Here is a 23,268-nt window from a genome sequence, read left to right as displayed (position 1 = left end):
CACTGCGCGACGCCACTGCATGAACGAACGCGACGACGGCCACGACCTGTTTGGAGACAGCACACGCGGGCCTGCCAACGACTCCGGCCCGGATGCGGCCCACCCCGCCGCGCACCAGTCCACCCGACCGGCTGCGCGCCGCAACGCGCCGAAAACCGAAGCCCGCGTCGAGCCGCAGCCTGATTTGTTCGGCTTCGCGGCGCCGGCGAGCACACCTGCGACGAAGCCCGCCACCCAGCGCCCTGTCCGCGCCAAGCGCGACGACGACACGGAAATCGAAGCGCGCGAAGACGGCGAGCCGCGCGCAAAACCGCCAAAACCCGCGCCCAACCCCGGCGCCCCGAAGCGCCGCGGCCGCGGCGTGCTGCCCGCCGTAGCCACGCAAGACACGCTCGACGTCGCCGCGGCGCTGCCCTCGGGCGTGCGCCTTGGCACCTCGTCGTGGTCGTTTCCGGGCTGGCGCGGCATCGTCTACGGCGAGGACTACAGCCAGTCGAAGCTCGCCCGCGACGGCCTCTCGGCCTACGGCGCGCATCCGCTGCTGCGCTCGGTGAGCATCGACCGCTCGTTCTACGCGCCGCTCACCGTCACCGATTACCTGCGCTACGCGCAGCAGGTGCCGGACCACTTCCGCTTCATCGTGAAGGCGCCGGCGCTCGTCACCGACGCCAGTGTGCGCGGCGAGCGTGGCGAGCCCGTTTCCGCGAACCCGTGCTTTCTCAACGCGGAGCTGGCCGCGCGCGAATTCGTCGAGCCGTGCCTTGCGGGCCTCGGCAGCAAGGCCGGCGCGCTCGTGTTCCAGTTCCCGCCGCTGCCTGATCAGCTGCTGGCCGACCCGGCGGCATTCGTCGAGCGGCTGACCGCCTTCCTCGCCGCGCTGCCGCCGCTGCCCCAACCGCCCGAGCCCGCCGCGGCCGGCGACGGCCCCTGCTACGCCGTCGAGATCCGCGACGCGATCCTGCTCACGCCGCGCTTCGTACGCACGCTGCGCGCCGCAGGCGTGCGCTACTGCGTCGGCCTGCACGCGCGCATGCCGGACCCGCTGCGCCAGGCCGCCGCGCTCGCACTGATGGACGGCGAAGCGCCGGCCGGCCCGCTGATCGTGCGCTGGAGCCTGCATAGCGGCTTCAAGTACGAGCAGGCGAAGGCGCGCTACGAGCCGTTCGACAAGCTGGTGGACGAAGACCCGCATACGCGCGTCACGCTCGCGGAACTGGCCGCGCGCTACGCGATGGCGGGCCAGCCTGTGCTGATCACGACAAACAACAAGGCGGAGGGATCGGCGCCGCTCACCTGCGCGAAGCTCGCGCGGGCAATTGCGGACGAGATGGAGCGCTTGCGCGGGGAAATGGCGCTGGACGCCGCGTGCGACGCGACGCCGGACGAAACGCCGCCCGGCGCGCAAGCAGAAGAGGAAAAGGAAGACTGAGGCGCGAAACGGCATCGAAACCGGGCATCGAAACCGGGTACCGAAACCCGACATCGAAACCGCCCGCGCGCCTCCTGGCGCTTATTCGGCCTTGAGCCGGTGCGCGAACTTCTGGCGGAACTTCGCGACCTTCGGCGCCACCACGAACGAGCAATAGCCCTGGTTCGGGTGCTGTGCGAAGTAGTTCTGGTGATACGCCTCGGCGGGGAAGTAGTTGCCGTCGAGCGGCAGCACCTGGGTGACGATCTTGCCGTCGTACACGCCTTCTGCGGCCAGCTCGCGAATCGCCTGCTCGGCCATCTCCCGCTGCGCCTCGGAGTGCGTGAAGATCGCCGAGCGGTACTGCGTGCCCACGTCGTTCCCCTGACGGTTCAGCTGCGTGGGATCGTGAATCGCGAAGAAGATGTCGAGAATCTCGCGATACGTGATCTTCGCGGGATCGAACTCCACCTTCACGACCTCGGCGTGGCCGGTGTCGCCGTCGCAGACCTGCTCGTAGCTCGGGTTCGCCACGTGGCCGCCCGCGTAGCCCGACTCCACCGCGTTCACACCCTCCACGCGCAGGTACACCGCCTCCAGGCACCAGAAGCATCCGCCGCCCAGGGTGGCCGTTTCGACTGTCTGACTCATGCTGTTCGCTCCTTTGATCGTGACTGCGGACGCCATCGCGGACCTCACTGCGCGGTGCCCTGCGCGACCCGCCATCCGCCGCTTCCGCTAAAATTGTGACAATTCGCCGATTTTCCACATGACGTTGATCCCGATTTCCGCTCCCGCCGCCGTGCGCGCGGCCCGTGAAGGCCTGCACCGATGACCCGCCGCGCCAGCCCGCCCAACTTCGACGACGGCGCATTCCGCCGCGCGCTTGGCCAGTTCGCCACCGGCGTGACCGTGATCACGACGCGCGCGCCCGACGGCACGCTCATCGGCATCACGGCCAGCTCGTTCAACTCGGTCTCGCTCAATCCGCCGCTCGTGCTGTGGAGCCTCGCCACGCGCTCGGCGTCCATGCCCGTGTTCCGCTCGAACAGCCATTATGTGATCAATGTGCTCGCCGCGTCGCAGCTCGACCTGTGCAAGCGCTTTGCGACCGTGAAGGGCGACCGTTTCGAAGGCGTCTCGCACGCGGCCGGCGACACCGGCATGCCCGTGCTGGACGGCGCGATCGCGTGGTTCGAGTGCCACAACCGCAGCCGCTACGACGAAGGCGACCACGTGATTTTCGTCGGGGAAGTGGAACGCTGCGGCGTGCGCGAGGACGGCACCGACGCTTCGCCGCTCGTCTTCCACGGCGGCGCGTTCCACCAGCTCCAGTCGCTCTGACACGGCGGGGCGCTCGCCCCGTCGTCCTCGTTTATGCCGGCGCGCTCTTCGGCTCGCGCTGCGCGATCAGGTCCACCGGCACGCCCACTTCCACCTTGAGCGTCGTGAGCACGATGTTCGAGCGGATGTCCATCACGCCCGGCGCCTTGTACAGCTTGTTGAGCACGAAGTCCGAGTAGTGCTTGAGGTTGTGCGCGAGCACGCGCAGCAGGTAGTGCGTCTCGCCCGTCACGACGTACGCCCCCACCACCTCCGGCCAGTCGCGCAGCGCCGTGACGAAGCGCTCGTGCCAGCTCTCCTGGTCGTTGCGCATCGACACCTGCACGAACGCCTCCATCTCGAAGCCGAGAATCTCCCGGTTCAAGCTCGCGCGGTAGCGCTCGACCACCCCCTGCTCCTCGAGCAGCCGCAAACGGCGCAGGCACGCCGATGGCGAAAGCGAAATACGCTCCGCCAGATCGAGATTGCTGATCCGCCCCTCGTTCTGCAGCACGGCGAGAATACGGCAATCGGTAGCATCAAGCGAGATTGCGTTCATATTTGGTCTCCATTCCCGTCTTAAGACAAATTATGTGCCAACAACCGAAGTTTGCGGCGTTTTTTTCGCAAGCACATTTCGCGCAGGGTTGCCTATCATTCGAAGCATCAGGAGACGAGACAACTTTGAGATGAGACAGATCAAAGACATTTCCCCGCCGATTCACCCCGCAACGCCCGTCTGGCCCGGCGATACGCCCGTTGGCGTCGAGCGCGTGTGGCGCATGGAGGCGGGCTCGCCGGTCAACGTCGCGCGCGTGACGCTGTCGCCGCACACCGGCGCGCACACCGACGCCCCGCTGCACTACGACGCCCAAGGCGCGCCGATCGGCGAGGTGCCGCTCGACACGTATATCGGCGCGTGCCGCGTGATTCATTGCGTGGGCGCCGCGCCGCTCGTGCTGCCCGAACACGTGGAAGGCGCGTTGCCCGGCATCCCGCCGCGCGTGCTGCTGCGCACCTACGCGCACGCGCCGCTGGACCGCTGGGACAGCAAGTTTTGCGCCGTCGCGCCGGCAACGATCGATCTGCTCGCCGCGCACGGCGTGCGTCTCATCGGCATCGACACGCCCTCGCTCGACCCGCAGGAATCGAAGACGATGGACGCGCATCACCGCATCCGCGCCCATGGCATGGCGATCCTCGAAGGCATCGTGCTCGACGACGTAGCGCCCGGCGACTACGAACTCATCGCCCTGCCGCTGAAGTTCGCGACGCTCGATGCGAGCCCAGTGCGCGCCGTGCTGCGCGAGTTGCCGCCTGCCGCCGCCAACTGAATCCCCTCAAATTAGCCAAACAACGATACGTAGACATGAACGACCGCAACGAAGCCCTGGCAGCCGATCGCGCCGATCCGCTCGCCGCCCTGCGCGAGCAATTCACGCTCGCGGCCGGCACCATCTATCTCGACGGCAACTCGCTCGGCGTGCCGCCCTCGGCCTCGGCTGCGCGCGCGCAGGCCGTGATCGGCGGCGAATGGGGCGAAGGCCTGATCCGCAGCTGGAACACGGCGGGCTGGTTCGCCATGCCCAAGCGGCTCGGCAACAAGCTCGCGAAGCTGATCGGCGTGGCCGACGACGAAGTCGTCGTCACCGACACCATCTCGATCAATCTCTTCAAGGCGCTCTCCGCCGCACTGCGCGTACAGAACGCCCGCGATCCGAAGCGCCGCGTGATCGTCTCGGAGCGCTCGAACTTCCCGAGCGACCTGTACATCGCGCAAGGCCTCATCGAGCAGCTCGACCGCGGCTACGAGCTGCGCCTCGTCGACGATCCTTCGGAGCTGCGCGCCGCGATCCGCGAAGACGTGGCTGTGGCGATGATCACGCATGTGAACTACCGCACCGGTGAGATGCACGACATGCGCGCGCTCACCGAGCATATTCACGCGCAGGGCGCGCTCGCGCTGTGGGATCTCGCGCATTCGGCGGGCGCCGTGCCGGTCGACCTGAACGGCGCGAACGCCGACTACGCCGTGGGCTGCACGTACAAGTACCTGAATGGCGGCCCCGGTTCGCCCGGCTTCGTGTGGGTGCCCAAGCGCCATCAGGATGCGTTCTCGCAGCCGCTCTCGGGCTGGTGGGGCCATAAGTCGCCGTTCGAGATGAACCCTGTCTATCGTCCGGACAACGGCATCGGCCGCTATCTGTGCGGCACGCAGCCGATCGTCTCGATGGCGCTCGTCGAATGCGGTCTCGACGTGTTCCTGCAAACCGACATGCAGGCGATCCGCCGCAAGTCGCTCGCGCTCACCGATCTCTTCATCGAACTGGTCGAGACGCGCTGCAAGGAATACGGCCTCACGCTCGTCACGCCGCGCGCTCATGCAGAGCGCGGCTCGCACGTGAGCTTCGAGCATCCGCACGGCTATGAGGTGATGCAGGCGTTGATCGCGCGCGGCGTGATCGGCGACTATCGCGAACCACGCGTGCTGCGCTTCGGCTTCACGCCGCTGTATCTGCGCTACGTCGACGTGTGGGACGCCGTGGAGACGCTGCGCGACGTGCTCGCCACCAAGTCCTGGCGCAAGCCCGAATTCGCCGAGCGCGGCGCGGTGACCTGAGGAGCGGCAGATGAACGATCACATGCAAGTCCCGGGCATGCCCGACGCGGGTGAAACCGCGAGTGAGACCCAAGGCGCCGCACGTGGCGGCTGCCCGTTCGGACACGGCGCCGCCGCGCCCGCTCCCGCTGCCCAAGCGCCTGAGGCACAAGGCGAAGGCGAAGGCTGGCACGACGCGCAGCTCGACTTCTCGAAGTCGATGAGCTACGGCGACTACCTCGCGCTCGACGCCGTGCTGGGCGCGCAGCATCCGCTCTCGCCCGACCACAACGAGATGCTGTTCATCGTGCAGCATCAAACGAGCGAGCTGTGGATGAAGCTCGCGCTCTACGAATTGCGCGCGGCGCTCGCCAACGTACACCGCGACGCGCTGCCGCCCGCGTTCAAGCAGCTCGCGCGCGTCTCGCGCATCATGGAGCAGCTCGTGCAGGCGTGGAGCGTCCTCTCGACGCTCACGCCCTCCGAATACACGGCCATGCGGCCGTATCTGGGCGCGTCGTCGGGCTTCCAGTCGTATCAATACCGGCAGATCGAGTTCCTGCTCGGCAACAAGAACGTGCAGATGCTCAAGCCGCACGAGCATCGCGGCGAGATTTTCGAGCAGGTGAAAGCGACGCTCGAAGCGCCCTCGTTCTACGACGAAGTGATTCGCCTGCTCGCGCGGCGCGGCTTTGCGATCGCACCCGAGCGCCTGAACCGCGACTGGACCCTGCCGACCGAACACGACGCGACGGTCGAGGCGGCGTGGCTGGAGGTGTACCGCAATCCTTCGGAGTACTGGGATTTGTACGAGATGGCCGAAGAGCTCGTCGATCTCGAAGATGCGTTCCGTCAATGGCGTTTCCGCCACGTGACGACGGTCGAGCGCATCATCGGCTTCAAGCAGGGCACGGGCGGCACGAGCGGCGCGCCGTATCTGCGCAAGATGCTCGATGTCGTGCTGTTTCCCGAGCTGTGGCACGTGCGCACGGTGCTGTAACGCCAGTCGCGGCGCCCAAAAGCAAAAATGCCCGCCAATCGATGGCGGGCATTTTTTGCGCGAGAACGCGTGAGGCTTAGACCACCACGGTCTGCGCTTCGCCTTCCTTGCTTGCGCGCACCACGCCGATCTTCCACACCTGCTCGCCCGCGGCGGCCAGCAGCGACGCAGCGGCGTCGGCTTGATCCGCCGCCACGACCACGGCCATGCCGATGCCGCAGTTGAACACGCGGTGCATTTCCGCATCGGCCACGCCGCCGTGCTTTTGCAGCCACGTGAAGAGCGGCGGCAGCGGCCATGCCGCGTGGTTCAGTTCGGCCGTGAGGCCTTCGCGCAGCACGCGCGGAATGTTCTCGACGAGGCCGCCGCCGGTGATGTGCGCCATGCCCTTCACCGTGATGGTTTCCATCAGCTTGAGCAGCGGCTTCACGTAGATGCGCGTGGGCGCCATCAGCGCGTCGGCGAGCGAACGGCCGTCGAAGTCGGCGGCGAGGTCCGGCTGCGCGCGCTCGATGATCTTGCGCACGAGCGAAAAGCCGTTCGAGTGGATGCCGCTCGAGGCGAGACCGAGCACCACGTCGCCCGCGGCGATCGTGCTGCCGTCGATGATCTTGCTCTTTTCGACCGCGCCCACCGCGAAGCCGGCGAGATCGTATTCACCGTCGGGGTACATGCCCGGCATTTCGGCCGTTTCACCGCCGATCAGGGCGCAGCCCGACAGCTCGCAGCCTTGCGCGATGCCCTTCACGACCGTGGCCGCCGTATCGACGTCGAGCTTGCCGCAGGCGAAGTAGTCGAGGAAGAACAGCGGCTCGGCGCCCTGCACGAGGATGTCGTTCACGCTCATCGCGACGAGATCCTGGCCGACCGTGTCGTGTTTGTTCAGATGAAACGCGAGGCGCAGCTTGGTGCCCACGCCGTCGGTGCCCGAGACGAGCACGGGCTCCTTGTACTTCTTCGGCACTTCGAAAAGCGCGCCGAATCCGCCGATGCCGCCCATCACGCCTTCGCGCAGGGTCTTCTTCGCAAACGGCTTGATGCGATCGACGAGCGCGTCGCCCGCGACCATGTCGACGCCAGCGTCGGCGTAGGAGAGGCCTTGGTCCTGCGACTGTGCCTGATTAGCGGGGCCGGATTTCGGTTGATTCATGGGGAAGCGCCAGAAGGTCGGTAAAATGCGATTTTAACCGATTGACGGCGCCCCGCCGCCGCGGGTGGAGCGAGATTTGGAACGCGCCTCGCTTGGCGCCCCCACAACCGGAAACCGAGTTTTGCCGCACAACACACCGTATTACGCACCGTACCAGCGTCGGGCCGTTATCTGGACCGGGATCGCGCTCGCCCTCGGCATCGTGCTGCAGCGGCCGCGGCCCAGTGATCTCAGCAGATCTCACGAGAGCACGCTTTACTAGAACCGATTCCGTCCAGACACACCGTGCAGCGACAGTTAACGCTCGATCTCGGCACCCCGCCGCCATCGACCTTCGACAACTTCCATATCGGCGCCAACGCCGAGCTGGTCGCGCGCCTGCGCGGTCTGGACGCGGCGCTCATGGCGGGCCCGATCGCCGATCGCACGTTCTATGTCTGGGGCGAGCCCGGCAACGGGCGCAGCCACCTGCTGCACGCACTCGCCGACGAAGCGCCGGCGGGCCACGTACGCTATCTGGGGCCGCAAAGCGCGCTGGCGGCGTTCACGTTCGATCCGCGCGTGACGATCTACGCGGTGGACGACTGCGATTCGCTCTCGGGCGCGCAGCAGATCGCGCTCTTCAACCTGTTCAACGAGGTGCGCTCGTACCCCGCCTGCGCGCTCGTCGCGACGGGCAACGCGCCGCCCATGGGTCTCGCCGTGCGCGAGGACCTGCGCACGCGCCTCGGCTGGGGCCTCGTGTTCCACCTCGCGCCGCTCTCCGACGAAGGCAAGGCGGCCATCCTCAAGCTCGCGGCGCGCGAGCGCGGCATTGCGCTCGCCGACGACGTGCCCGCCTACCTGCTCACGCATTTCCGGCGCGACATGCCGAGCCTGATGGGCCTGCTCGACGCGCTCGACCGCTTCTCGCTCGAACAGAAGCGCGCGGTGACGCTGCCGCTGTTGCGCGCGATGCTCGCGAATGGCGTGGGCGATCTGGTGAGCGTCGCGAGCGCATTGCCGACGGACGACGAACTCGCCGCCGAAGAGCCGGCAGAATCGGACGACACGAGCGACGCGCACGAAGATGAGGCCAGCGCCAACGCGGCGACCCAAACGCCATCCGCTGAAGGCGACGAGCCGCCCGCACCGCCGACGCTCTTCTCCAGCGAGCCGGAAGCCCCCGCCGCCGGGACCGACGACGCCCAGCCCTACGAGGCGCCGAAGGCACCGGCCTTGCAGGCGCGCCCGCCGGCGAGCGTGCCCTTCGACAAGCCGACCGACAACGTCGAAGGCGAATTGGGGGCCAAATATCGTCACGTCGTCCACAAGGAGCTGGGCACCGAACTCAAGGGCGAAGTCGAAGCCGACGTCAGCAACGAGATGAGCGGCGAGCTGCGCGGCGATCTCGATCCGGCGGCCGGCACCGCCGCACCGGAGCCGCAGACAGGCGAGACGCCCGAACAGCCACCGTCAACGCCCGATACGCCGGATACCTCGGATACGCCGCAATCGCAAGAGAACAAGGCGCCCGCCCAGAACGACGTGCCTGCAGGCCCCGAATCCCCCGCGGACCCCGCCGCGCCGACGCCGCCCGCCGGCGGCGGCAACGGCGTCTCCCGCTTCAAGTAAAATGAGCGCCCATGGCTAACCTTGCACTTTTTGATCTCGATCACACCCTGATCCCCACCGACAGCGACCACGAATGGGGCCGCTTCATGGTGAAGCTCGGCATTGTCGACGGCGAGCGCTTCGCGGAGCAAAACGACCGCTTCTACGCCGACTACAAGGCCGGCAAGCTCGACATCCATGCGTACCTCGTCGCCATGCTCACGCCGCTCGCGAAATATTCGCGCGCGCAACTCAAGGAGTGGCACGACCAGTACATGCACGAGGTGATCAAGCCGACCATCCTGCCGAGCGCGGTCGAGCTCGTGAAAAAGCACAAGGAAGCGGGCGACCTCTGCTGCGTGGTCACGGCGACCAACGAATTCATCACGGCGCCCATCGCCGAGGCGTTCGGCGTGGACAAGCTGATCGCGTGCGAGGTCGAAACCGTGGACGGCCATCCGGCCTCGGCCTTCACCGGCCGCCCGACGGGCACGCCGAGTTACCGCGAAGGCAAGATCGTGCGCGTCGAGCAATGGCTCGCCTCGCTCGGCAAGCGCTTTTCGGACTTCGAGCACAGCTACTTCTACAGCGACTCGCACAACGACATTCCGCTGCTCGAAAAAGTCACCGACCCGATCGCCACCAACCCCGACGACACCCTGCGCGCTCACGCGCAACAAGCGGGCTGGCGCATTCTCGATTTGTTCCAAGCCCAGTGATCAAGAAACTCATCCGCAAGCTGTTCGGCCAGGACGACGCCGAAGCGGCGCAAGACACCGAAGCCCCCGCCGCCGATCCGGACACGGCCTCGCAGGAAGGCGCGGCCGCCGTTGCCGGCAGCACCCGCGCGCGCCGCAAGCCGGCCAGCGCGCAGAAGGCCTCGATGCCGCGCGCCGGCAAGGGCGCGCCCGACCCGGCTACGCCCGTCATCCTGTCCGCCGACGTCCACGGCATCAATCCCGCGCTGATCTCGCGCAACGCCGTACGCGTGACCGAAGGCCTGCAGCAGGCGGGCTTCCGCGCGTTCATCGTGGGCGGCGCGGTGCGCGACCTGCTGCTCGGCGTCGCGCCCAAGGACTTCGACGTCGCCACCGACGCCACGCCCGACCAGGTGCAGAAGCTGTTCCGCCGCGCGCGCATCATCGGCCGGCGCTTCCAGATCGTGCACGTGCAGTTCGGCCAGGAAATCATCGAGGTCTCGACGTTCCGCGCGCTCGTGGATGCGCCGCCTGCCGACGCCGAAGCACCCGCTCCGGCGCCCGCGAAGCGCATGCGCCGCGACGAACTCGACCGCAAGACGCACCACGTGGATGCGAGCGGCCGCGTGCTGCGCGACAACGTCTGGGGCGAGCAGCACGAAGACGCCACGCGCCGCGACTTCACGATCAACGCGATGTACTACGATCCGGCCACGCAAACCGTGCTGGATTACCACAACGGCATGGCCGACATGCGCGCGCGCCTGCTGCGCATGATCGGCGACCCGGCCACGCGTTATCGCGAAGACCCGGTGCGCATGCTGCGCGTGGTGCGTTTCGCGGCGAAGCTCGGCTTCGAGATCGAGGAGCACACGCGCGACCCCATCGTGAAGCTCGCGGACCTCATCAACAACGTACCGGCCGCGCGTCTTTTCGACGAAATGCTCAAGCTGCTGCTCTCGGGCCACGCGCTCGAGTGCCTCAAGTGGTTGCGCAAGGAAGGACTGCATCACGGGCTGCTGCCGCTGCTCGACGTCGTGCTCGAACAGCCGCAAGGCGAGCGCTTCATCACGCTCGCGCTGTCGAACACCGACGCGCGCGTGCGCGCAGGCAAACCCGTGTCGCCGGGCTTCCTGTTCGCCACGCTGCTGTGGCACGACGTGCAGCAACGCTGGCAGCAATACACGGCCGAAGGCGAATTGCCCGTGCCGGCGCTGCATCGCGCGATGGACGACGTGATCGACGCGCAAACGGAAAAATTGGCGATTCACCGTCGTTTTTCGTCGGATATGCGCGAGATCTGGGGCCTGCAGCTGCGCCTCGAAAAACGTGGCCGCGGCGCGATCAAGCTGCTGGAACACCAAAGATTTAGAGCGGGGTATGATTTCCTCCTGCTGCGCTGCGAATCGGGCGAGCTGGACGCCGAAGTCGGCCAATGGTGGACGGACTTCATTTCCGGCGACAACGCCGAGCGCGAGACGCTTCTCGCGCAGGGCGGCAAGGAACGCTCGCCGCGCAAACGCCGCCGCCGCGGCGGCGCGAAGAGCCGCAGAACGGGCGAAGGTGCTGTATCGGAAGCCGGCGCAGCCGGTGACGTGCATGAAGCCAGCAGTGCGGACTATGACGGCCACGCCGGTCCGCACGAGGACTGACGCCGTGCGGCGTCGCGGCTTGCCGCGGCGCACAGGCGTCGAACCGCAACACAAGTCGCAGGAAGTGAAGCCATGACGGTTGCCTGGCTGGGAATTGGCGCGAATCTGGGGGATGCGCGCCAGACTCTCAAAGACGCGGTGGTGTGCCTCGCACAACAGCACACCCTCACCGTCGTCGCCAAATCGAGTCTGTACCGCACCGCGCCCATCGACGCGGGCGGCGACGACTATTACAACTGCGTCGTGAAGATCGAGACGAGTCTCGACGTTCACGCGCTGCTCGCCCTGTGCCAGCGCGTGGAGCATCACTTCGGCCGGGAGCGTCCCTTTCGCAACGCGCCGCGCACGCTCGACATCGACATCCTGCTTTACGGCGACGCCATCATCGACGAAACCGACCTCGTCGTGCCGCATCCGCGCATGACGGGCCGCGCGTTCGCGCTCGTGCCGCTCGTCGAGATCGATCCCGAACTCGTGATTCCGGGCAACGGGCCCGCCAGCGCCTTCCTCGCCGCCGTGGCCGACCAGCGCATCGAGAAGGTCAAGCCGTTGTGCCAGTGCATGGGCACGCCCCCCGCGCCGGACACGCCGCCCTCCGGCAACTGCCGATGAGCACGACACCCCTGCCCGTCGTCAGCGCGCGCGCCACGCGGCCAGCCGCGCTCCAGTACATCGTGATCGAAGGGCCGATCGGCGCGGGCAAGACCACGCTCGCGACGCGTCTGGCCGAACGCTGGTCGATGCAGACGCTGTTCGAATCGAACGCCGAGAATCCGTTTCTCGAGCGCGTGTATCGCGACAGCGCGCCCTCGTCGCATGCGCTCGCCGCGCAGTTGCATATCGCCTTGCAGCGCGAGCAGCTTTCGCGCGACGTGGCCGCGCGCCGCGAAGCGGGCGTGCCGCTCGTGACGAATTTCCTTGCCGAGCGCAACGATCTGTTCGCACGCCTCACACTCGCGGAAGACGAACTGCCGCTCTACCGCGCGCTCGCCTCGCGCATCACGTCATCCGCGCCCGCGCCCGACCTCGTCGTCTATCTGCAGGCGAGCCCGGAGGCGCTGTACGCGCGCATCCAGAAGCGGGCGTTGCCGCGCGAGCTGGCTATTTCGAGCGCATTCCTGCGTGCGCTCTGCGACAGCTACAACGATTTTTTCTATCATTACGATCATGCGCCGGTGCTCACCGTCGGCGCGGAGCATCTGGATCTGCCAGGTTCCGATGCGGACCTCGCGCTCGTCGCCGAACGTATCGAGACGATGCGCGGCCGCAAGGAATCCTTCGTCAAGGGCACGTCGCTATAACCGCCTCAACGGCGCGATCGAGCGGCGCAGCCCCTCCCCGTTTTCCCTTTCCCAACGGATTTCCCCATGACTTACCTGCAGGAAACGAGCCGCAGCGCGGTCACCGTGCCCAAACTCCAGGCCATGCGCGACGCAGGCGAGCGCATCGCCATGCTGACGTGCTATGACGCGAGCTTCTCGGCGCTGTGCGACCGCGCGGGCGTCGATACGGTGCTGATCGGCGACTCGCTCGGCAACGTGCTCCAGGGGCACACCACGACGCTGCCCGTCACCATCGACGACATCGCCTATCACACGGCCTGCGTGGCGCGTGCGCAAACCAGGGCGCTGATCATCGCCGACCTGCCGTTCGGCAGCTTCGGCACGCCCGAAGACGCGTTTTCGAACTCGGTGAAGCTCATGCGCGCCGGTGCGCAGATGGTGAAGATCGAGGGCGGCGAATGGCTCGCGCCCACGGTGAAGATGCTGGTGGAGCGCGCCGTGCCCGTGTGCGCGCACATCGGCCTCACGCCGCAGTCGGTGCACGCTTTCGGCGGCTTCAAGGTGCAGGGCAAGAGCGATGCGGCCGCCACGCAGATGATTCGCGACGGCTTGGCGCTGCAGGAGGCAGGCGCGCAGCTCGTGGTGATCGAGGCCGTGCCCGCGGCGCTCGGCGCGGAAGTCACGAAGCAGTTGCGCATTCCGACCATCGGCATTGGCGCGGGCGTGGACTGCTCGGGCCAGGTGCTCGTGCTGCACGACATGCTCGGCATTTTCCCCGGCAAGCGGCCCCGCTTCGTGAAGGACTTCATGACGGGCCAGCCCGATATCGAATCGGCCGTGCGCGCGTATGTGCAGGCCGTGAAGGAAGGCACGTTCCCGGGGCCCGAGCACGTGTTCTGATCCGGCGGCTTTGCTTCGCAGAATGAAAAAAGCGCGCTCCGTCTGGGGCGCGCTTTGTTTTTGTGGTGCGCTACGGCCGTGATCTCATCGAATCAAGCGCGCCGGCACTGCACCGCGCAGCGCGTTCGTGAGCATCAGGGCTTCGGCGTCAAGCACGTCGTCGCGCGTGAGCACACGCTCCTGTGCATCGAACGCTTCTTCGTCGAGCAGCACGCCGCGCATCACGCCCGGCAGCACGCCGGAGGCGAGCGGCGGCGTGAACCACTTGCCGTCGAGCTTCACGAACACGTTCGAGCGGCCGCCTTCGGTCAGCTCGCCGCGCTCGTTGAAGAACAGCATGTCGAAGCCGCCCTGGGCTTCGGCCTCGCGCCAGGCGCGATCGAATTCGGCGCGGCGCGTGGTCTTGCGCAACAACAGCGCGTCGGCGGATTCGACCGGCGCAAAGCCGTGATCCGGCGCGAGCAGCACGCCCACGGTGTCGTGCGCGAGCGCAGCAAGCGGCGCGCTGGTGAGCGTCGCTGTTCCGCTCTTGCCGAGCGCGAGGCGCACCCGGTGCGGCGCGTTCTCGTCTGCAAACGTGGCGCAGGTTTCGTCGATGCGCGTTCGCAACGCTTGAACGTTGCACGGGAAACCGAGCCACGCCGCACTCGCCGCGAGCCGCGCGAGGTGACGTTCCACGTGACGCACGCCGTCAGCGCGCGTCGCGTACATCGTTTCGAAGCATTCGATGCCCGGGTCGGCGTCGGTCAGAAAGCGGGCTTTCAAGCGGCACTCCTCGTATTCGTCGGCGGCCACGCTGTCGAGCACGATGCCCGCACCGACGCCCATTTCGCCGCGCCGCGCGGCGCCCGTGCCCTTCGAGGGCGCATCGAGCGTCAACGTGCGGATCACGACCGAGAGACAAAAGTCGCCGCAAGCCTCGCCTGCCGAGGGCGCTTCGAGCCACCCTATCGTGCCGGTGTAAAGCCCGCGCGGCGCATGTTCGAGCGCTTCGATCAGCTCCATCGTGCGGTGCTTGGGCGCGCCCGTGATCGAGCCGCACGGAAAGAGCGCGCGCATGGCGGCGGCGAATGTCGTGCCTTCACGCAGCGTCGCCTCCACGGTCGAGGTCATCTGCCAGACGGAAGCGTAGGGCTCCACGCTGAAGAGCGCCGGGACGCGCACCGAGCCGGTCTGCGCGACGCGCGAGAGGTCGTTGCGCAGCAAGTCGACGATCATCACGTTTTCGGCGCGGTTCTTCGGATCGTTGGCGAGAAAACGCGCGGCGGCGGCGTCCTGCTCCGCATCGGTGCTGCGCGCGGCCGTGCCCTTCATCGGTTTCGCGCGCAACGTTTCGCCGTGCTTCTCCACGAACAGCTCCGGCGAGCACGAGAGCACCCAGCGGTCGCCCGGCAGCGCGATCAGCGCACCGTAACGCACGCGCTGACGCTCGCGCAAACGCCTGTAGAGCGCGAGCGGCGAACCGTATGCCTCGAAGCCGAGCCGGTAGGTGTAGTTGATCTGATACGAGTCGCCCGCGCGCAAGGCGTCCTGCACGGCGGCGATGTCCTGCTCGAAGCGCTCGCGATCGACACCGATCGTCACGCCCGCCACGCCGGCTGGCCCGGGCGCTTCACCGCCCTCCTGCGCCGCGAGCCACGCATCGGTTTGCTCGCGCGAGAGCCTTTCGCAGCGTTCGAACAATAAAAAACGCAGCGCGGCTTGGCCGTGCTGCGTTTCGATGGATGCGCTCGTGTCACGCTTTGCGAATTCGAGCGTGCGCCCGAACTCGTAGTCGCCGATCACGAGGGCGTGAAGTCCCTTGCCCAGTTCGGCATTCGCTTGCGCGCACACCGCGTCGAGGTCCGCCGCACGCTCGCATGCAAGCTCGCGCACGAACCCCGTATAAAGGCGGCTCGAACGGCTAACCGCCGTCGAGTCGCCGTCGTCGAGCAGCGCGAAAGTTGCAACACTCGTCGCATCTCCCGCCGCGCCGCCAGAATTGACTGCCATTACGCTAACTACCTGCAATTGACCTGCCGCTGCATGGTGACGCCGGAAAAGCGCATCAGTCGAAGAAGCTCTTCACGCGGTCGAACCAGCTCTTGCTTTGCGGGCTGTGGCGCGAACCGCCTTCCACGAGCGACTTCTCGAACTGCTGCAGCATCTCGCGCTGGTGATCGGTGAGCTTGACCGGCGTTTCCACCTGGACGTGCACATACAGATCGCCGGCGATGCTCGAACGCAGGCCCTTGATGCCCTTGCCGCGCAGACGGAACGTCTTGCCCGACTGCGTGCCTTCGGGCACCGTGAACGATGCGCGGCCCGCGAGCGTCGGCACTTCGATCTCGCCGCCGAGCGCCGCCGTGGTGAACGGAATCGGCATCTGGCAGTGCAGGTCGTCGCCGTCGCGCTCGAACACCGCGTGCTGCTTGATGTGGATCTCGACGTACAGATCGCCCGACGGCCCGCCGTTGATGCCAGGCTCGCCGTTGCCGGCCGAGCGGATGCGCATGCCGTCGTCGATGCCCGCCGGAATCTTCACTTCGAGCGTCTTGGTTTCCTTCACCTTGCCTGCGCCGTGGCAGTTCGTGCAGGGTTCGGGAATGTACGAGCCCGTGCCGTGGCACTTCGGGCAGGTCTGCTGGATGCTGAAGAAGCCCTGCGACATGCGCACCGAACCCGAACCGTGGCAGGTCGGACAGGTTTCGGGCTTCGTACCGGGCTTCGCGCCCGAGCCGTGACAGACTTCACAACCGCTCCAGCCCGGCACGCGGATTTGCGTCTCGTAGCCGTGCGCCGCCTGCTCCAGCGTGATTTCCATGCTGTAGCGCAGGTCCGCGCCGCGATACACCTGCGGACCGCCGCGCTGGCCGCCACGGCCGCCCGCGGCCTGGCCGAAGATATCGCCGAAGATGTCGCCGAAAGCGTCCGCGAAACCGCCGAAGCCCTGCGCACCCGCGCCGCCCATGTTCGGATCGACGCCGGCGTGGCCGTACTGGTCGTAAGCGGCGCGCTTTTGCGAGTCCGACAGCATTTCGTAGGCCTCTTTGGCCTCCTTGAAATGCTCTTCCGCATCCTTGTTGTCCGGATTGCGGTCGGGGTGGTACTTCATCGCGAGCTTGCGATACGCCTTCTTGATTTCGTCGTCGCCCGCGTTCTTCGCGACGCCCAGAACCTCGTAGTAATCCCGTTTCGCCATATCGGTTCAACGCCGGCCTCGCGCTTCACGGCGCGCGCCGGCTCCTCTTGAATGCTGGATCTCGTGACCCGTTTGCCGTTCCCCTGAACATCCGCACAGGCGCTTCTCACGCCGCGGCGGCCCCTGAAAGAGAACGGCCTCCATAAAACAAATGTGCCCGGAGAGCCGGTTGGCTCGCCAGGCGCTGCAATGCTGACACGCATCGTAACCGATGCGGCCGCTTTCGTAGCCGCTTTCATCGGATCACGACCGTTCGCTGATCAGGCAGAACGGTCATGACCGCCACGAATCGGCTTAGTCCTTCTTGACTTCCTTGAACTCGGCGTCGACCACGTCGTCGGCGTCGTTCTGCGCGCCTTGCTCGGCAGCACCGGCACCTGCGGCACCCGCGCCGGCGGCACCGGCCGCGCCTGCCTGCTGCGCCTGCATGTCGGCGTACATCTTTTCGCCGAGCTTCTGCGACGCTGCCGACAGCGCCTCGACCTTCGCCTCGATCGTCGCCTTGTCGGCCGACGAGCTCTTCAGCGTTTCTTCGAGGTCCTTCAGTGCGGCTTCGATCTTTTCCTTTTCGCTGGCTTCGATCTTGTCGCCGTACTCGGCCACGGCCTTCTTCGTGCTGTGAACCAGTGCGTCGCCCTGGTTGCGCGCGTCGGCCAGCTCACGCAGACGGTGATCTTCTTCCGCGTTCGCTTCGGCGTCCTTCACCATCTTCTCGATCTCGGCTTCCGACAGACCCGAGTTCGCCTTGATGGTGATCTTGTTTTCCTTGCCGGTGGCCTTGTCCTTCGCGCCCACGTGCAGAATGCCGTTCGCGTCGATGTCGAAGGTCACTTCGATCTGCGGCACGCCGCGCGGTGCGGGCGGAATGCCTTCGAGGTTGAACTCGCCCAGCAGCTTGTTGCCCGCTGCCATTTCGCGTTCGCCCTGGAACACCTTGATCGTCACGGCCGACTGGCTGTCGTCCGCCGTCGAGTAGACCTGTGCGTGCTTGGTCGGGATCGTGGTGTTCTTGTTGATCATCTTCGTCATCACGCCGCCGAGCGTCTCGATACCGAGCGACAGCGGGGTCACGTCGAGGAGCAGCACGTCCTTGCGGTCGCCCGACAGAACCTGGCCCTGGATCGCGGCGCCAACGGCCACGGCTTCGTCCGGGTTCACGTCACGGCGCGGGTCCTTGCCGAAGAACTCCTTGACCTTCTCCTGCACCTTCGGCATACGCGTCTGGCCGCCGACGAGAATCACGTCGTCGATGTCGCCAACCTTCACGCCTGCGTCCTTGATCGCCACGCGGCACGGCTCGATGGTGCGCTCGATCAGTTCCTCGACCAGCGCTTCCAGCTTGGCGCGCGTGAACTTGAGGTTCAGGTGCTTCGGACCCGACGCGTCCGCCGTGATGTACGGCAGGTTGATGTCGGTCTGCTGGCCCGACGACAGTTCGATCTTGGCCTTTTCAGCGGCTTCCTTCAGGCGCTGCAGCGCGAGCACGTCCTTCGAGAGGTCGACGCCCTGCTCTTTCTTGAACTCGCCGATGATGTAATCGATGATGCGCTGGTCGAAGTCTTCGCCGCCGAGGAACGTGTCGCCGTTGGTCGAGAGCACTTCGAACTGCATTTCGCCGTCGACATCCGCGATTTCGATGATCGAGATGTCGAACGTGCCGCCGCCCAGGTCGAACACGGCGATCTTGCGGTCGCCCTTTTCGGCCTTGTCCAGACCGAACGCGAGTGCGGCTGCCGTCGGCTCGTTGATGATGCGCTTGACTTCCAGGCCGGCGATGCGGCCGGCGTCCTTGGTAGCCTGACGCTGGCTGTCGTTGAAGTACGCGGGAACCGTGATCACGGCTTCGGTGACCGGCTCGCCGAGGTAGTCTTCAGCGGTCTTCTTCATCTTGCGCAGCACTTCGGCCGAAACCTGCGAAGGCGCGAGCTTCGAGCCATGCGCTTCGACCCAGGCGTCGCCGTTGTCGTGCTTGACGATCTTGTAGGGCATCAGGCCGATGTCCTTCTGCACTTCCTTCTCTTCGAAGCGGCGGCCGATCAGGCGCTTGACTGCGTACAGCGTGTTCTTCGGGTTGGTGACCGACTGGCGCTTGGCCGGTGCGCCGACCAGCACTTCGTTGTCGTCCATGTAGGCGATGATCGACGGCGTCGTACGGGCGCCTTCCGAGTTCTCGATCACCTTGACCTGATTGCCTTCCATCAGCGCCACGCACGAGTTGGTGGTGCCGAGGTCGATACCAATGATTTTGCCCATTTTTGTCAAATCTCCAGAATTTGGTCGCTGTGCGGACGCCGCTTTCGCGCTGCGCAGGTAACTGCATGCTCGAGCCGCGTTTTCCCTTGTGCGCGGCTGGCGTCCACTTCAATACGGAACTGCTGCCCAAATAAGTGCCGTTACGGCGATTTCAAGGGGTTTGGGCTATGCGTTCCATCATTTTTTTCAATCGCGGGGCCCTTTGGGTACCGTTGGGTGCCTTCAGGCCGCCGCACTGCTTACGTTTTCCTTACTTCGGTGCCGAAACGGTCACGAGCGCCGGACGCAGCACGCGGTCGGCGATCACATAGCCCTTTTGCAGCACGCTGACCACCGTGTTCGCGTCCTGCTCGGACGGCACCATCGAGATAGCTTGATGACGGTGCGGGTCGAACTTCTCGCCCACGGGGTTGATGGCAAGGACCTTGCCCTTCTCCAGCGCGCCGGTGAGCTGCTTGAGCGTGAGCTCGACGCCTTCGTTGACCTTGGCGAGGTCGTCCGAGTTATGGGCGAGTGCGGCTTCGAGGCTGTCCATCACCGGCAGCAGATGCTCGGCGAAGTTTTCGATCGCGAACTTGTGCGCCTTGGCGACGTCTTCCTGCGCGCGGCGGCGCACGTTCTCGGTCTCGGCCTTGGCGCGGACGAAGGCGTCCTGCAATTCGGCGACCTTCGCCTGGGCTTCGGCCAGTGCGGCCTCGGCAAGCGCCGCAGCGTTCTGGTCCACGCCGCCTTGGGCTGCCTGCTCGGCCGCTTCAGCCGCCTGGGGCTGGGCTGCCTGCGACGCCTCGTCCGCGGGCGTGGGGTTCTGGCTCGTCGGGTTCTCTTGCGTGTTTTCCATGTCGCTGAACGTTGAATAGTGAAAAAGGGAACAAAGCTGCGGGCGTCTTTACGCGACCCGCTCTATTGCGCCGACCGTCGTTGCGCCGACGCGACAGAGGCTTCGTACATTGCGACTGCACATGGGTGCCGGATCGCCTGTTTCAAGGGGCTATCGCGGCTTTTTTATGCAGACATCCAAGCCGCGAAATCGCCCGTAACAATCATTACTGCAGCGCCGCAAAAATGAAATTGAGTAAGGGACATCCCTGACCTACACTCAGGAACAGGTGCTGCTCATGGCGCGTTTACCCTGAGCCTGGCACCGCACCGAATGGGCCCACGGTCAGCACATTTTTTAGCGGCATCGCCGCGCATAAAAACGCTAACCGGGCCTTGAAACTGGCTGTTTTGCTGCGATCCCAAGGGGAGTACCGTGAAACTGACCTTTGCCATATCGGTGGTCGCGCTGGTACTCATCGCCGGGACTACGACCATCTGCATGTCGGGCGCCGTGAACGAAAACACGACGGAATACGGGGGTGTGCACGCGACGATGGAAGCGCTCTTCAACCCTCACGCGAAAATTTGTCGATAGTGCGGCGGTCGCGCTTGGTCGGCCTGCCCTGCAACACGGCAGCCGGTTCGCGAAAGAGCCGGCGCCGGTCCTGCTCCGCCGCGCGCCTCTCGCGCCCGGCTTCGGTTTCCGCATAAAGCGTCTGCGCGATGCTGGCGGGGCCGCGCATCTCGCAAATCCCCAGCACCTGCACTTCCCAGACCACGTGATCGATCTCGATTTCGACGAGGTCGCCCACGCGCACGTCCTTCGACGCCTTCACGGCGTCGCCGCCGATGCGCACGCGCCCCTTGGCCACGGCGTCGGAGGCGAGCGAGCGCGTCTTGAAGAAGCGCGCCGCCCATAACCATTTGTCGATGCGCAGGCGCGCGCCAGGTTCGGTCGAAATCTTGTAGTTCATCAGAAGCTTTCCGGATGCGCTGCTCAGTTCACGCTCGACTCGCCCGGTCAGGCCACCGCGCCTGCCGGCGCCGCGGCCTGGACGGGCCAGCCCTGCAGGTGCTGCGCAACAATCTCGCCTAGCGCCGCGATCCACGCCGGCGAGGCATTCAGGCACGCAATGCGGTGAAACTCCTTGCCGCCGCCGTGCAGGAATTCGTCGCGCACTTCCATGCCGATTTCCTCGATGGTTTCCAGGCAGTCCGCCGTGAAACCGGGGCAGAACACGTCCGCCCGCCGCACGCCGCCGGCGCCCAATTCCCGCAGCGTGGGCGCCGTGTACGGCTGGAGCCATTGCGCCCGCCCAAAGCGCGACTGGAAAGTCACCCGGCATTCGACCGGCGTCAGCTCCAGCGCGTGCATGAGGAGCGCGGCCGTTTGCTGGCACTGGTCGTGGTACGGGTCGCCCAGATCGAGCGTGCGGCTCGGCACGCCGTGAAAACTCAGCACGAGCCGGTCGCCCGCCGCGAAATTGGGTTTGCCGTGCGCGTGCCAGTACTGGTGCACCTGCGCCGCGAGCGCCGCGATATACGCCGGATGGTCGTGATAGCCGCGCACCGTGCGGATTTCCGGCTGATTGCGCATGCGGCGCAGCGCGACGAAGGCCGCATCGAACGCCGTGGCCGTGGTCGACGCCGAGTACTGCGGGTACATCGGCATGAGCAGGATGCGTTCCGCGCCCGCCAGCTTGAGCTGGTTCAGCATCGCCGGGATGTCGGGCGTGCCGTAGCGCATCGCGTAATCGACGAGGACCGTGTAGTCGTTGATCTGCAGCAGATGGCGCAGGCCGTCGGCTTGTTTCTGCGTGTGCACGCGTAGCGGCGAGCCTTCGGGCGTCCAGACCGCCGCGTACTTCTTCGCCGAAGAACGGCCGCGAAACGGCAGGATCAGCGCGCGCAGGATGACCTGCCAGATCGGCGCCGGAATCTCGACCACGCGCGGATCGGAAAGAAACTGCGCGAGATAGCGGCGCACGGCGCGCGGGGTGGGCGCGTCCGGTGTGCCCAGGTTGATGAGCAGCACGGCGACGCGATGCGCCGCGGCGGACTGCGAAGGCCGCTCCAGGTCGAAACGCATAGGCGATCAGTGGCGCCGCGCGAATGCGCAGCAACGGTTGCATGAAACAAGCATTATAGCGGGCGGTCCTGGCGGGCCAAACCGCAGCCGCGACGCAGCGACTCGCCGCACGTTGGCCATTCGGCCGATGGCGCGCGCCGCGCCTTTCGGGGATGATCGTCGGAAAGGCGCGGGGTGCCCGATGCCCGCTGCGGCGCTCAGTTCTGGCTCAGCGTGAGCGAGAGCAGGCGCGCGGTGATGTCGACGATCGGAATCACCCTGTTGTAAGCCATGCGCGTCGGCCCGATCACGCCGAGGGTGCCGACGATCTTGCCGTTCACCTCGTAGGGAGCCGTCACCACGCTCATTTCCTCGATCGGCACGAGTTGCGACTCGCCGCCAATGAAAATCTGCACGCCCTGCGCGTGGCTCGAGACGTCGAGCAGCTGCAGGAGACTGGTTTTCTGGTCGAACACGTCGAAGAGCTTGCGCAGGCGCGCCATGTCCGAGGAAAGGTCGGCCACTTCGAGCAGGTTGCGCTCGCCGGAAATGAGCAGGGTATCGCCGCTTTCGGGCTCTTCGGTGCTCGCGGTCACGGCCGCGTGCATGAGCGTGGTCATGTCGCCGCGCAGCGCGTCGATTTCCTCGCGCAGGCGGCGGCGCACCTCGTCGAACGACAGGCCCGCGAAGTGCGCGTTGATGTAATTGGAGGCTTCGATGAGCTCGGAAGGCGTGAAGTCGCGCTGCGTCGCCATGATGCGGTTCTGCACGTCGCCTTCGGGCGTCACGATGATGAGCAGGATGCGCTTGTCGGACAGGCGCATGAACTCGATCTGCTTGAACACGTGGCTGCGCCGGGGCGTCAGCACCACGCCGGCGAACTGCGAGAGGTTCGACAGCACGCTGGCGGCCGCCGCCACCACCTTCTGCGGTTCGCCGGGGCGCAGCGTGGTCTTCACCGCGCGCGTGAGCGCGTCGTCGTCGGAGCTGGGCTCGACGGTGAGCATGGTGTCGACGAACAGGCGATAGCCGCGCGGCGTGGGCACACGCCCGGCCGAGGTATGCGGGCTGGACACGAGACCCAGCTCCTCGAGGTCCGACATGACGTTGCGGATCGTCGCCGGACTCAGTTCCAGGCCGGAATAGCGCGACAGCGTGCGCGAGCCGACCGGCTGACCTTCGGCGATGTAGCGCTCGATCAGCGTCTTGAGGAGGGTTTGTGCGCGGGGATCTAGCATGACTCAAAATTTTAGCCTAATGGCGCTTTGGCCGCGAGTACGCCGCCATGCCGGGCCCGGCGGGCAGGCCCGTAGCGCGGGGCGGCCCGGTTTCGACCGCCGT

The 23,268-nt window shown here is 66.3% G+C and carries 20 protein-coding genes and 1 pseudogene; 11 read left to right on the top strand and 10 right to left on the bottom strand.

Annotated elements, in window-relative coordinates; translation table 11 throughout:
* Window positions 1-19 precede the first annotated feature (19 nt).
* Window positions 20-1,429, top strand: a complete 1,410-nt coding sequence (locus AB4Y42_RS28940; RefSeq protein ID WP_368696035.1) for a DUF72 domain-containing protein — start codon at window positions 20-22, stop codon at window positions 1,427-1,429.
* Window positions 1,430-1,510: 81 nt separating this feature from the next.
* Here the strand turns inward: AB4Y42_RS28940 and msrA are convergent, their stop codons facing one another.
* Window positions 1,511-2,059: a peptide-methionine (S)-S-oxide reductase MsrA gene (msrA, locus tag AB4Y42_RS28935; RefSeq protein ID WP_368696034.1), complete on the bottom strand. Its 549-nt coding sequence runs from the start codon at window positions 2,057-2,059 to the stop codon at window positions 1,511-1,513.
* A gap of 180 nt (window positions 2,060-2,239) precedes the next feature.
* Between msrA and AB4Y42_RS28930 the strand changes: the two genes are divergently transcribed.
* On the top strand, window positions 2,240-2,752 hold the full coding sequence (locus AB4Y42_RS28930; protein WP_069267771.1) for a flavin reductase family protein: 513 nt from the start codon (window positions 2,240-2,242) through the stop codon (window positions 2,750-2,752).
* A 31-nt stretch (window positions 2,753-2,783) separates the two neighbouring features.
* Here AB4Y42_RS28930 and AB4Y42_RS28925 read toward each other — a convergent pair whose 3' ends face one another.
* Window positions 2,784-3,290, bottom strand: coding sequence for an Lrp/AsnC family transcriptional regulator (locus AB4Y42_RS28925; protein WP_028202039.1), 507 nt, complete (start codon window positions 3,288-3,290; stop codon window positions 2,784-2,786).
* Window positions 3,291-3,420: 130 nt separating this feature from the next.
* On the opposite strand from AB4Y42_RS28925, the gene kynB reads away from it, so the two are divergent.
* From kynB to kynA, 3 genes are read left to right on the top strand one after another with little or no spacing between them, the layout of a single operon-like run.
* A complete protein-coding gene (kynB, locus tag AB4Y42_RS28920) occupies window positions 3,421-4,065 on the top strand; it encodes an arylformamidase (RefSeq protein ID WP_368696033.1) in 645 nt (214 codons plus the stop codon).
* Between the two features lie 35 nt (window positions 4,066-4,100).
* A complete protein-coding gene (gene kynU, locus AB4Y42_RS28915; RefSeq protein ID WP_368696032.1) occupies window positions 4,101-5,351 on the top strand; it encodes a kynureninase in 1,251 nt (416 codons plus the stop codon).
* A gap of 10 nt (window positions 5,352-5,361) precedes the next feature.
* Window positions 5,362-6,330: a tryptophan 2,3-dioxygenase gene (gene kynA / locus AB4Y42_RS28910; protein WP_368690250.1), complete on the top strand. Its 969-nt coding sequence runs from the start codon at window positions 5,362-5,364 to the stop codon at window positions 6,328-6,330.
* A gap of 76 nt (window positions 6,331-6,406) precedes the next feature.
* On the opposite strand, the gene purM is transcribed toward kynA, so the two are convergent.
* Window positions 6,407-7,480 carry a phosphoribosylformylglycinamidine cyclo-ligase gene (purM, locus tag AB4Y42_RS28905; RefSeq protein ID WP_368690249.1) on the bottom strand — a complete coding sequence of 358 codons (1,074 nt, stop codon included), beginning with the start codon at window positions 7,478-7,480 and terminating at the stop codon, window positions 6,407-6,409.
* A 285-nt stretch (window positions 7,481-7,765) separates the two neighbouring features.
* On the opposite strand from purM, the pseudogene hda reads away from it, so the two are divergent.
* The 6 genes and pseudogenes from hda to panB form a co-directional block, all read left to right on the top strand.
* A pseudogene (gene hda, locus AB4Y42_RS28900) lies at window positions 7,766-8,443 on the top strand (DnaA regulatory inactivator Hda); the annotation flags it as partial.
* Between the two features lie 662 nt (window positions 8,444-9,105).
* Entirely contained in the window at window positions 9,106-9,792 is a 687-nt protein-coding gene (locus tag AB4Y42_RS28895; RefSeq protein WP_368690248.1) for an HAD family hydrolase, read from the top strand.
* On the top strand, window positions 9,789-11,423 hold the full coding sequence (pcnB, locus tag AB4Y42_RS28890; protein WP_368696031.1) for a polynucleotide adenylyltransferase PcnB: 1,635 nt from the start codon (window positions 9,789-9,791) through the stop codon (window positions 11,421-11,423). Before AB4Y42_RS28895 ends, pcnB begins: the two co-directional genes overlap by 4 nt.
* Window positions 11,424-11,495: 72 nt before the next feature.
* Entirely contained in the window at window positions 11,496-12,035 is a 540-nt protein-coding gene (folK, locus tag AB4Y42_RS28885; protein ID WP_368690246.1) for a 2-amino-4-hydroxy-6-hydroxymethyldihydropteridine diphosphokinase, read from the top strand.
* Window positions 12,032-12,724 carry a deoxynucleoside kinase gene (locus AB4Y42_RS28880; RefSeq protein ID WP_368690245.1) on the top strand — a complete coding sequence of 231 codons (693 nt, stop codon included), beginning with the start codon at window positions 12,032-12,034 and terminating at the stop codon, window positions 12,722-12,724. Before folK ends, AB4Y42_RS28880 begins: the two co-directional genes overlap by 4 nt.
* 66 nt (window positions 12,725-12,790) lie before the next feature.
* Window positions 12,791-13,606 (top strand): 3-methyl-2-oxobutanoate hydroxymethyltransferase, encoded by an 816-nt coding sequence (gene panB, locus AB4Y42_RS28875; protein ID WP_368696030.1) that lies wholly within the window; start codon window positions 12,791-12,793, stop codon window positions 13,604-13,606.
* 84 nt (window positions 13,607-13,690) lie between these two features.
* Here panB and pabB read toward each other — a convergent pair whose 3' ends face one another.
* The 7 genes from pabB to hrcA all read right to left on the bottom strand — a co-directional run bounded on the left by pabB (window position 13,691) and on the right by hrcA (window position 23,165).
* Window positions 13,691-15,598, bottom strand: a complete 1,908-nt coding sequence (gene pabB, locus AB4Y42_RS28870; protein ID WP_368696029.1) for an aminodeoxychorismate synthase component I — start codon at window positions 15,596-15,598, stop codon at window positions 13,691-13,693.
* A gap of 55 nt (window positions 15,599-15,653) precedes the next feature.
* Complete coding sequence (dnaJ, locus tag AB4Y42_RS28865) at window positions 15,654-16,787, bottom strand: molecular chaperone DnaJ (protein WP_342919295.1); 1,134 nt, start codon at window positions 16,785-16,787, stop codon at window positions 15,654-15,656.
* Between the two features lie 294 nt (window positions 16,788-17,081).
* On the bottom strand, window positions 17,082-19,040 hold the full coding sequence (gene dnaK / locus AB4Y42_RS28860) for a molecular chaperone DnaK (protein WP_368696028.1): 1,959 nt from the start codon (window positions 19,038-19,040) through the stop codon (window positions 17,082-17,084).
* Window positions 19,041-19,290: 250 nt separating this feature from the next.
* Window positions 19,291-19,878 carry a nucleotide exchange factor GrpE gene (gene grpE, locus AB4Y42_RS28855; protein ID WP_342947694.1) on the bottom strand — a complete coding sequence of 196 codons (588 nt, stop codon included), beginning with the start codon at window positions 19,876-19,878 and terminating at the stop codon, window positions 19,291-19,293.
* 547 nt (window positions 19,879-20,425) lie between these two features.
* Window positions 20,426-20,833 carry an RNA-binding S4 domain-containing protein gene (locus AB4Y42_RS28850; protein WP_368690241.1) on the bottom strand — a complete coding sequence of 136 codons (408 nt, stop codon included), beginning with the start codon at window positions 20,831-20,833 and terminating at the stop codon, window positions 20,426-20,428.
* Window positions 20,834-20,880: 47 nt separating this feature from the next.
* On the bottom strand, window positions 20,881-21,948 hold the full coding sequence (gene hemH / locus AB4Y42_RS28845) for a ferrochelatase (RefSeq protein ID WP_368696027.1): 1,068 nt from the start codon (window positions 21,946-21,948) through the stop codon (window positions 20,881-20,883).
* A gap of 197 nt (window positions 21,949-22,145) precedes the next feature.
* Window positions 22,146-23,165 (bottom strand): heat-inducible transcriptional repressor HrcA, encoded by a 1,020-nt coding sequence (gene hrcA / locus AB4Y42_RS28840; RefSeq protein WP_028202023.1) that lies wholly within the window; start codon window positions 23,163-23,165, stop codon window positions 22,146-22,148.
* Window positions 23,166-23,268 lie beyond the last annotated feature (103 nt).

This window comes from Paraburkholderia sp. EG286B (assembly GCF_040965655.1).
Classification (GTDB): domain Bacteria; phylum Pseudomonadota; class Gammaproteobacteria; order Burkholderiales; family Burkholderiaceae; genus Paraburkholderia.
The sequence above is the reverse complement of the archived record's forward strand: the minus strand, read 5'-3'. Positions and strand labels throughout refer to the sequence as shown.